8 protein-coding genes and 1 pseudogene are annotated in these 10,651 nt (G+C 40.6%); 1 reads left to right on the forward strand and 8 read right to left on the reverse strand.

What is annotated here, in order from left to right:
* Positions 1–374, reverse strand: a 374-nt coding sequence (locus tag DWW13_RS16955) for a hypothetical protein (RefSeq protein ID WP_147398334.1), incomplete at its 3' end; no start/stop codon positions are given.
* 179 nt (positions 375–553) lie between these two features.
* On the opposite strand from DWW13_RS16955, the gene DWW13_RS16960 reads away from it, so the two are divergent.
* Positions 554–1,702, forward strand: a complete 1,149-nt coding sequence (locus tag DWW13_RS16960) for an SLC13 family permease (protein ID WP_118720649.1) — start codon at positions 554–556, stop codon at positions 1,700–1,702.
* Positions 1,703–2,079: 377 nt separating this feature from the next.
* On the opposite strand, the pseudogene DWW13_RS16965 reads toward DWW13_RS16960, so the two are convergent.
* The 7 genes and pseudogenes from DWW13_RS16965 to DWW13_RS16995 all read right to left on the reverse strand — a co-directional run.
* Positions 2,080–2,290, reverse strand: a pseudogene (locus DWW13_RS16965) (hypothetical protein); the annotation flags it as partial.
* A gap of 20 nt (positions 2,291–2,310) precedes the next feature.
* Complete coding sequence (locus DWW13_RS16970) at positions 2,311–4,053, reverse strand: extracellular solute-binding protein (RefSeq protein ID WP_118720651.1); 1,743 nt, start codon at positions 4,051–4,053, stop codon at positions 2,311–2,313.
* Positions 4,050–5,759, reverse strand: a complete 1,710-nt coding sequence (locus DWW13_RS16975) for a cache domain-containing sensor histidine kinase (protein ID WP_118720653.1) — start codon at positions 5,757–5,759, stop codon at positions 4,050–4,052. Before DWW13_RS16975 ends, DWW13_RS16970 begins: the two co-directional genes overlap by 4 nt.
* On the reverse strand, positions 5,722–7,281 hold the full coding sequence (locus tag DWW13_RS16980; protein WP_118720655.1) for a response regulator transcription factor: 1,560 nt from the start codon (positions 7,279–7,281) through the stop codon (positions 5,722–5,724). Before DWW13_RS16980 ends, DWW13_RS16975 begins: the two co-directional genes overlap by 38 nt.
* Positions 7,282–7,428: 147 nt before the next feature.
* On the reverse strand, positions 7,429–8,265 hold the full coding sequence (locus DWW13_RS16985; RefSeq protein ID WP_118720657.1) for a carbohydrate ABC transporter permease: 837 nt from the start codon (positions 8,263–8,265) through the stop codon (positions 7,429–7,431).
* Positions 8,265–9,107 (reverse strand): carbohydrate ABC transporter permease, encoded by an 843-nt coding sequence (locus DWW13_RS16990; protein ID WP_055222160.1) that lies wholly within the window; start codon positions 9,105–9,107, stop codon positions 8,265–8,267. The genes DWW13_RS16985 and DWW13_RS16990 overlap by 1 nt, the downstream gene beginning before the upstream one ends.
* Before the next feature lie 169 nt (positions 9,108–9,276).
* A complete protein-coding gene (locus DWW13_RS16995; RefSeq protein ID WP_022462033.1) occupies positions 9,277–10,614 on the reverse strand; it encodes an ABC transporter substrate-binding protein in 1,338 nt (445 codons plus the stop codon).
* Positions 10,615–10,651: the final 37 nt, after the last annotated feature.

Here is a 10,651-nt window from a genome sequence, read left to right on the forward strand (position 1 = left end):
TTGCAGGCTGAAGTAACGAGAATGCGACGCGCAGTTTTCAAGTCCGTAAAGTTATTGTATCCTCCAGTGCAATCGTTCAATCCTTTTGCAGAACGGATGAGAAATCCCTTAGAGTTCATCATGTCGAAATCTATGGGGTGGTTCCTGCATTCATGGAATGAAAAATATGCATACTTTTTTGTTTCGTTGTCCTTAAAATATCCGCACATATCGTAATGCCCCGTCTCAAAGGTAATAAGCCTTAATCCATATTTTGCGGCATTAATTTTCATGCTCTTTTTCATGTCATTTGCAAAATCTATAAATTCCTTGGAATTTTTCCCATAGTCATCTTTTATTGTTTTTCCCTGATATTTTCTGTATAGTTCTTCCAAAACGTTTTCTTTTCATATTCTGAACTTTTGAAATGATGTCGCCATTGATAACATTTTTATTATACAGGAATGAGGCGGTAATCGCAAACACAATCCACAATACAAAATGATATTCTTTTTTTCTGGATGTTTCTGTGATATACTTATACGCGGTCGTATCAGACCGGAAAGGAAATATTATGTTACAAAAATTATATGTTTTTTTCAGGAAAGAAACCGTTTTGTCAATTGCAGTGATCCTGGCGCTTCTTTCTATGTTCTGGGTCAGACCGGATAAGGCTTATTTTACTTATATCGATTTCAGGACTCTCGGGCTCCTCTTCTGTTTGATGGCAATTGTAGCTGGTTTGAAGGCTGTTGGTGTTTTTGATATACTTGCCAAAAAATTGCTGATGGGAACATCGGGAACTGTGGGTGTGATCAGGCTGTTGGTACTCTTATGTTTCTTCCTGTCAATGGTGATCACCAATGATGTGGCATTGATTACTTTTGTTCCTCTTGCACTGATCATTGTGCATAAACTGCCAAAGGAACTGGGCAATTACTGGCTTCTTAAAATAGTAGCCATGCAGACAATCGCTGCTAATCTCGGAAGCATGCTCACACCAATCGGAAATCCGCAGAACCTTTATCTATATGCCAGAGCAGGGATGTCCGCGGCAGAATTAATAACCCTGATGCTTCCCTATTCCGCCACAGCACTTATCCTTCTTCTGATATGGATACAGGTAGCCGCTGCCAAAGCACCTCACGTATGCGGTTCCGAAAAAGATAAAACTCTTTTGGGATTCTCTGACAGAAAAGAACTTAACATGGAATACCTGGCCGCTTACCTGATCTTATTTACAATCTGCCTGCTCACTGTTGCACGTATCATTCCATACCAGATTCCTCTTGTATTGGTTCTTATATATATGCTGCTAAGAAACAGGGAAAATATAAGCAGGGTGGATTACTCCCTGCTTGCCACCTTTATCGCATTATTTATTTTTATCGGCAACCTTGGAAGGATTCCGCAATTCAGCAGTTTTCTGGAAAGAATCATGGCAGGAAGGGAAACACTTACTGCTGTTCTTGCCAGTCAGATTATGAGCAATGTTCCCGCTGCGCTTCTTTTATCCGGCTTTACAGATAATTACCGGTCTTTAATTGTCGGAACCAATATTGGAGGTCTCGGCACTCTGATTGCATCCATGGCAAGCCTGATAAGTTTCAAATATATTGCAAAAGAAAACAGGAATCTGAGAGGGAAGTATTTGGGAATATTCACAGCCTCCAATATTATATTCATGATATTCATGTTAATATTGTATTTTTTTCTTAGATAAAGGTTTTCCCGGAATTACAAAAGCTATAGCAATTCTTTCTTCGCAAAAAATTCTCCGCGGCACTCTCCCATCCTGGAAGAAAAGCCGCGGAGAAATAAATATATTTTCGGTGCCAATGCAAAGATCATTAATCTTTACACCACTTTACAACTTTTTCATAAAAAATATCGTACAGGGCTTTCTGATGTATAATGAGTTTGCTCCAAAACATTCCAAAGGAAAGTGACCCTGTACGACAAAGACATTATACAACGAAAAGACTCTGACTGGTAGACTTCACAAATATTTTTTGATTTATTTTGAAACTTTTTCTGCTCCAACGTAAGTAGGTAATCATCCGTATCTGTTTTTTTGTTTTTTATTCTGCTACAATCTCCTTTTTCTTCAGAGATATAAGCTTCCGCTGTCTTCTCAAGCGGTTCCTTTGTCTTCTACAATGTGATCCAATGCAGCCAGCGGCTCAAGTCCTTTCTCCTTCGCGATTGTCGCACGTGTGCGGCGCTTTGGACGATATGGGCGATACAGGTCTTCTACTGCCACAAGCGTTTCCGCTGCCAGAATCTGTTTCTTTAATTCTTCTGTCAGTCTCTGATTAATATCCATTCTTTTTAGTTCTTTCCACTTTCATAGGCGTTCTGCACCCGTTCGGTCAGCGCTTTTCCACCGTTTTCATACCATTCTACCACAAAAGTATCAAAGTAATCCACTGGTTTCTCCCCACTAATGATCTGAAGAAATGCTTCCTGTTCCAGTTCCTGTAATTCTTGCGGAATTTCTGCATTTACATTTTCCAGAGGCAATGTCGATGTACTTGTTATTCCTGCCTTCTGCAGTTCCCCCACAGCTTGAATTCTTGACGCATACGCCGCCCATCCATTCGCGGTTGTCAGCTGTCCATTCAAGTAAGATTTGCATGTATTAAAATAAGACTTTTCCAAACCGCTAAGCTCTGATACATCAAGCGTCTTATCCAGTGCTGCCTGAATATGTTCTGTCGTACGGTAAAGTGCATCCTCATAATCCACATTAATATTCAGTGGCCGGGCCGTCGGATCTACATTAATAGAAAAATAATCATTCACTTCTCTTGCCGCACTATCATTTGCATATCTAGACTGATCAAAAATCGCACTCACATACTTTGCTACAATTTCCGGATGCTCATATCCTTTACGCACCACCACATACATCCACTGGTCATACGATTCAAAAACTGATATCTTCTGCGTCTCATTTACCTGTTCTTTGTCTAAAAGATACGGTTTCCACTCTGCATTTGAATCGACATTATATGCTGCACTCAACGGGTTATTCGGAGCCCACCAGCGTCCACAGATAGCACCGCAATGTCCGGTTTTTAACAGATCATCTATGTTTTCCGTCTTTCGTAGCAGGAATCTCTGGTCGAGTATCTCATCCTCATATAGATTGTGAAGTTTCAAAAGCGCTTCTTTTGTTTCCTGTGTTACTGACCCATAAACTACATTTCCATTTTTATCCAGGATCCAGTGACATGGCATTGCACCGGCATGTATAAAAGTTGCATCCACTCCATAAGTCTGATCCGCACCGGCAACCACGTCTGTACTACAGGCAAGGCCGATTGTCTGACCGTCTCCTGCTGCATCCTGTTCTACAAATGCCCGGATCACTTCCAACGCTTCTCCTACTGTTTCCGGTTCCTTTAATCCCAACTTCTCAATCCAGTCTTTCCGCAGCCAAAGAAGCGGAGTTCCATCGTCAATCACCGTATTCGGAAATGCATATAGCTTTCCATCCACGGTTGCAGACTGTAAAAGAGAATCTCCATAACTTTCATACATTTCTTTGATCGTATCTGTCGTACACTCTTCATACGTTTCTGTAAGTTCTTCGATCAGGCCTGCTTCAATCAGGCGGAGCAGGTTATCTCTTCCCTTCACAACAAGCACGTCTGGAATATCACGATCTTCAATCGCTACATTGACCGCCTCTTCATAAGTATTGCCATCCTGCAATTCAAAGACATCTTCATTCTGAATATTAAGTATTTTCTTCAAATATCTCGTATATGCATTATTTTCGTACGTATCTCCTACAGGAAGATTCGAATTATTCGCCCCTGCAATCTTGCCAAGTGTATAGGTAACAGTCTCAGGATATTTCCCAAGTGGTGTATGCATCGCTTTATACATCAGCTTTCTTTTCACTTCAACTGCATTGCTTGCACCAGACTCACTTTGAGATGCTTCTAACTGTTCCATCTGTCTTTGACTTTCCTTCGTCTCACAATAGGTTCCGCACCAAAGCATCAGCAATAAAATTAATGCAAGCTGGGCTGAGAGAATTCGCTTTTTCATATCGTTTTTCATAACACCTTCGCCTCCGTGTTCTTCGGAATTCGGATAAAGACCCGCGTTCCTTTTCCTGGAGTACTTTCTATCTTCATCTCACCTTTTTCTCCATAAAGGACATGGATTCTGTCACAGACATTTCGCACACCATAACCGGAGGACTGATATGTCAGAATCTGATCCGCCTTCTCCTGCGTCATTCCCGCACCATTGTCCCTGATTTCAAAAAAAATGTGCTCAGCCTCTTCACGAATCGTCAGCCACAACGTCGGATTCTCATTATCTGACACATCAATTCCATGATCGATTGCATTTTCTGCAAGTGGCTGCAGGATCAACTTCGGTATCAGATAATCATTAAGACCATCCGAAATCTGTTCAACCACACGGAACTCGTTATCATGCATAACAAGTTGGATTTTGAGATATGCACGGATGTTATCAATTTCTTTTGCCACTGTAGTCATTGTTTCACCACGATTTAGGCTTGTCCGATAATAAGTAGACAGTGCCAATGTCACATGACTGATTTCATCCTCCCCCGCTTCAATTGCTTTCCAGTTGATGATTGAAAGCGAATTATAAAGGAAATGTGGATTGATCTGTGCCTGCAGTGCTCTCATCTCACTGTTCTGAAGCTGGATCTTACTCTCATATACTTCTGAGATCAAATGGTTCATCTGATCCATCATGCGCTGAAATGACCGGATCAGCACACCCACCTCGTCTTTGGATTTACTCTGCACGGTAACTTTACGAAGTCCCATATTGATCAGGTTCATATTTTCAGTCAATAACTCCAACTGCGATACCATACGGAGAGAAAAAACATATCCCAGAAAACTCAGAAGAAGAACACTGATCAAAATAATCGGAATATTTTTGAGCAAAAGCTTATGGATTGCGTTTTCACTTACTGCCTTTGGACGATAGATATAGAAATTCCATCCTGTATCCTTCATTGTCCGCCGTACCAGATAATAATTCTCACTGATACCTTTCGGACTCTCAATATCCTTCGGACGATATTTCTTATCCATAGAACACTCGGCATAGACAATATTTCCATTATCATCCTGAATCATGCCTCCTGTATTATCTGTAAGCTGGCTCATGAATGGTTCAAGAACTTTTTCATAATCCAGACGCATCTCCAACACCGCTTTGATCGTATCATTGTCATAGAATTTCCGACTGGCAATGATTGATTTATTCACACCGCGAGTGATGCTCCACTGCATTAATGTTCCCTCATTCAACCTGGAATACCACTGTTGATTCTCCGCTTCCGACATTGGAAGAAGTGTATCTCCATGTGGCACTTCTATATTGTCAGAATATAATGTAATGCTCTGGATCTCTTTGTGATAGATCGTCGGCATCTGCAACAGTGGATCAGCCACCTTCACATATTTCAAATACTTCTCATAATCCGACTCTGTCTCCACATCAAAAATATTCCTGAGATTTTGAGAATAAGACAGATAATCAACCAGGTTCTCATAGATCTGAGACTGATTCTCAATCGAACTCACTGACTGTTCCAACATTTTCTCCAGATTGTACTGTTCCTTCTCTCGCAATTGATTCATCATGCCATACTGCATGGAAAAAGCAAGGAATCCTACCGGAACCAGTCCTGCAATCAGCATCAAAACAGACAGTTTTTTACGAAATTTCAGATTTTCAAATCGATGGATCAACTTCCGTATTTGTTTTTTCATCCGCCGCTATTCCTTTCCTGCATGCTTCCGGTGTATCTCCAAAAAACTCTCTGAAACTTCTGCAGAAGTATGAGTTATTGGAAAATCCTACTTCTTTCGCAATTTGGGAGATTTTCATATTCGTTGTCTCTAAAAGCTCTTTTGCTTTATTCATTCGCACTTCACGGATAAAACGGTTCAGTGTCATCCCTGTTTCTTCTTTAAATACAGCACTTAAATATCCCGGTGACAGAAAAACCATTGCGGAAAGTGTCTCTGCTCCCAGATCCTTTTCCTTATAATGGTGATAAATATATCCCTTCACGGTTGTAACTTCTGATCGGAACCCATCTTCCTGCTCTTGTATGCAATGTTCATATTCCTGAAGTACTTCTTCTACTATAGCAATCACATCATTAAGGTTTCTGCAACGATATAATCGATCCACTCTCTTTGAAAGCATCTTTTCATCCAGCCCTTCCATCTGGTCGAGCAATTCTTTCATAATTCCAGAAAATACAAACTTTACATACATATCCGAAAATTGCTTATGCGCACGATATTTTTCTTCCAGTCTCTGAAAATCCTGACGGAGATGTGGCAGATCTTTATATTGAATATCTTTCGTAATCTGTTCCATGATTTCAGAATCTTCTGCCGGATCAGCTTTCTTCTCTTCCTGCTTCTCCCCGTGGAAAAACAGATGCTGACGTGGCTGATAGAACTGCTCTTCTAACATTCCTTCCAGCACCTTAAATTCCTCTGCCAGATTTTTTCCATCTTCGATTTCCTCACTGACTGCAAAATAACATTCACTGTCAAACTGGTGCGCAAAAAAACGATACATTTTCTCTACGATTCCATGATAATCTGCATATTTTTCCGTGAACAAAAAGATGGATTCGTTCGAATTCAGATTCACATAATGAAACTCTCTCTGCACCTCTTCCTTCAGGCTCATCAGGAAATGTTCCTCTTCCGTTTCGAAGAATCCATTGGAGGCACTGACAAGAACCATACGGGTAAATTGGGACAGATCATCTTCCATTCCATCTGTAAGTTTCTTAAACTGAACAAAATCTTCCTCATTTCCCCCATACAGATATTTCAGTAAAAAGTATTTTTTCAGATAATCTTCTTTCTTTTCCTGCTGCTCTTTTTTCTCTATCTTAGAAGAAATATTTTCCATCACTCGTTGAAAAGTCTTATGGAATTCCTCCGGATCAACCGGCTTCAGAACATAGTCCACAACTCCATACCGCAATGCTTCTCTTGCATAAGAGAAATCATTATATCCGCTGAAGATCACGATTTCCATATCCGGATGATCTTCTCTCACTGCTTTCGTCAGCTCCAGTCCATTCATATAAGGCATCTTTACATCCGAAAATAAAATATCCACATGGTTTGATTCTAATACTCCCAGTGCATCCTTTCCATTCGTTGCTTCTAGGATCTGGAATTCTCCTTCCTCCCTCTTTAACAGAAAGCGGATTCCCCTTCGCTCCAGTTTTTCATCATCCACGATCAATATTGTAATCATTTCCCCACTCCTCCCACACGTTCACTTTACATTTTCACTATTCCTTTTATAACGTCCGAAAACAGCAGGGAATGCTCACTCACTCTCTGCTGTCTTTTTTTAATTTTTATAATTCTATTTTAATTCATTTTTTAGACAATGTCCACACTAGCCTTTAACCGCTCCGGCTACAACGCCTTCGATAATATATCTCTGGCAGAACAGGTAGAAGATGATAATCGGCACAATTGCAAGAACCAGAGTTCCCATCATTGCTCCCATATCTACAGAACCGTATCCACCTTTCAGATACTGAACTGCCATCGGCACTGTCTTATATTTTCTCTGATCCAGTACAAGTGATGGAAGCAGGTAGTCGTTCCAAATCCACATTGCCTGAAGAATTGTAACTGTTACGCAAGTCGGCTTTGCAATCGGAAGTACAATTCTGAAGAATGTCTGGGTTGGTGTGCATCCATCAATCATTGCAGCCTCTTCAATCTCCAATGGAATGGATTTCATGAACCCGGTAAACATAAAGACGGAAAGTCCTGCACCAAATCCAAGGTAGATCACAACCAGTCCCCACGGATTTCCCATATGAAGCATATTTGCGATCTTGGATAATGTAAACATTTCCATCTGGAATGGCACGATCATTGCAAACAGGCAAAGCATGTAAAAGATCTTTGTAAATTTTGTCTTCACGCGGCAGATATACCATGCACACATGGAGCAACATAAGATAATCACTGCTACAGATAAGATTGTGATAAATAAACTCCATCCAAATGCTTGAATCAGCCGTGTCTGCTTAATACCACGGATATAGTTCTCTAATCCGACATACATCTTTCCGGTCGGTATCTCGAACGGTGCTTTACTGATATAGACTTTTTTCTTAAAGGAGTTGATAAATACCAGTATGATCGGATACAGATACAGCAGGCTGAGTAGTGTAAAAATAACGGTTAATAATGTACCATGTTTTACTTTTTTATTCATTACTGCTGCACCTCCTTTGATGTTGTCAGTTTATTCTGGATCAATGCAATCACTCCTACGATAATAAAGAAGATAACTGCTTTCGCCTGTCCTACACCTTCCCAGCCAGTTCTTCCATAGAATGTATAATAGATATTCAGGGCAAGCATCTCTGACATCTTGTCCGGTCCACCGTTTGTCAATGCAAGGTTCTGGTCGAAAAGTTTAAATCCGTTTGTAAGTGTCAGGAAAGTACAGATTGTAATGGATGGCATAACCATCGGAATTGTAACATATCTTAAAAGCTGTACTTTATTCGCTCCATCAATCTGTGCTGCCTCGATCAGCTCTCCAGGAATATTCTGGATTCCTGAGATGTAGATGATCATCATGTATCCAACCTGCTGCCAGAGCATCAGGATAACCAATCCCCAGAAACCATATTTTGAAGAATATGTAAGTGTTTTCTGGAAATGTGCCAGAATACCATTTAATAACAGCTGCCATACATACCCAAGTACAATACCACCGATCAGGTTCGGCATAAAAAATACAGTACGGAAAATATTGGTTCCCTTAATATTCTTTGTCAAAAGCATTGCTACCGCAAATGCAAAAATGTTGATCAATAATACTGTCACAATTGTAAATAATGCGGTAAACCAAAGAGAGTGAAGAAAATCTCCGTCTCCAAGGATCTTTACATAGTTGCTAAGTCCAATAAATTTAGCGTCTGTCACCGTTGTGAACTTGCAGAACGAAAGATATACGCCTAACACAAACGGTGCAAGGAAACCTATCGTGAATGCAATCAGCGTCGGCAATACAAATACCGGAAAATATCTCTTTATTGCTTTTTGCATGTTCTTCTCCTCCTGTCTTTCTTTTCTGTAAAAAGCCTTTCTGCGCCTTTGCTTTTCACAATTCTAATTACATAATTTCAGCCTGCCCCGGTATGCTCGTTGGCAGGCTGTTTGATCTTCTTCTCTATTTCACAGCCTTTTTATCTGCCTATCCTGTGAAAAGTCTTTTTTATTCGTTTGCTGCTGCGTATTCTTCAGCCCATCCATCAACAAATGCTGTCTGTACACTATCCCATGCGCCTGTACCCTGTGCATAGTTCAGAAGAGCTCCACCAAGATTGTTTTTCCAGTTCTCAGATGGCATTGTTGTAAAGTTCCAGCTTACTGGTGTCTTTCCTGCCTCTGTATACTCAGCATTTGCTTTTACAAGCGGGTTGTCCGGAAGGTAATCTGAGAATGTTGTGAACGGTGTTACAAATCCCATCTCGTTAGCCAGCATGTCACGACCTTCATCGCTCTCAACTACCCATTTCATAAAATCAAGTGTTGCCTGAATGTCTTCTTCTGAAGCGTTCTTATTTACACACCAGTAGTTCTCAGATCCTGTACAAAGTCCCTGATTTTCTTCTCCATCAACTCCGATGTAGATTGGAAGCATTCCCATATCTTCATCTGCTACTTCATTATCTTTGATATCATTGTAAGCCCATGTACCATTCTGATAGAATACTGCTTCGCCAAGTGCAAATTCACTTGCTGCGTCATCTCCTGTCTTAGAAGAAATCATAGATGGCTCACATGTAGAGTTGTTCAGATACAGATCCCAGATCTGTTTGTAGTTGTCAAGGTATGTTCCTTTGATTGCATCTGTGCTGTCAATTCCGTCTGCCTTATACTCATAGTAGATTGGAAGATTTGCAAGGTGTGTCTTGAATCTCCAGTCAGAGGAAGAATCCATTCCTGCTGAAGTAAAAGCTCCTTCTACTCCAAGATCATCTTTGTGTGCCTGAATCTCTTCTGCAACTGTCTTAAGTGCCTGGAAGTTATTCAGATCATCAATTGATTTGATACTTGCATCCGGCAATTCGAAGTATTTGTTCAGAAGAGCTTTGTTGTAGATCAGACCATAAGTCTCAATAACATAAGCGATTCCATCTACTGCGTCGCCATCTTTTAATATATAATCGTCAGACTCGACATCTTTATAAACATCGCTGTCTGAAAGGTCATAGCAATAATTTTTCCATGTAGCAAGTCCAACCGGTCCGTTTACCTGGAACAATGTTGGTGCCTCATCTTTTGCCATCTCTGATTTCAACTGTGACTCGTAAGTTCCTGATGCTGCTGTCTGTACATCAACCTGAACACCCGTCTCATCTGTATACTCTTTTGCAAGTTCTACCCACTGGTCAGCCTGCTCTGGTTTAAAGTTCAGATAATAAACTTTTCCGGATGACTTATCTCCTTTCGCTGTTTCATCTCCGCCTGATGTGGCTCCACATCCTGCAAGCATTCCTCCTGCCATTGAAGCTGCAAGTACAAGTGCAAGAATCTTTTTCTTCTTCATAACTATAAATGAGCAAATCCAAAATATTGCACAAAAG

The sequence above is a fragment of the Blautia sp. AF14-40 genome, from assembly GCF_003479665.1.
Taxonomy (GTDB): Bacteria; Bacillota; Clostridia; order Lachnospirales; family Lachnospiraceae; genus Fusicatenibacter; species Fusicatenibacter saccharivorans.

Coding starts and splice junctions, on each gene's coding strand:
- DWW13_RS16970 (WP_118720651.1), bottom strand. CDS start 4,053: ATGAAAAACGATATGAAAAAGCGAATTCTCTCAGCCCAGCTTGCATTA.
- DWW13_RS16985 (WP_118720657.1), bottom strand. CDS start 8,265: ATGAATAAAAAAGTAAAACATGGTACATTATTAACCGTTATTTTTACA.
- DWW13_RS16980 (WP_118720655.1), bottom strand. CDS start 7,281: ATGATTACAATATTGATCGTGGATGATGAAAAACTGGAGCGAAGGGGA.
- DWW13_RS16960 (WP_118720649.1), top strand. CDS start 554: ATGTTACAAAAATTATATGTTTTTTTCAGGAAAGAAACCGTTTTGTCA.
- DWW13_RS16990 (WP_055222160.1), bottom strand. CDS start 9,107: ATGCAAAAAGCAATAAAGAGATATTTTCCGGTATTTGTATTGCCGACG.
- DWW13_RS16975 (WP_118720653.1), bottom strand. CDS start 5,759: ATGAAAAAACAAATACGGAAGTTGATCCATCGATTTGAAAATCTGAAA.
- DWW13_RS16995 (WP_022462033.1), bottom strand. CDS start 10,614: ATGAAGAAGAAAAAGATTCTTGCACTTGTACTTGCAGCTTCAATGGCA.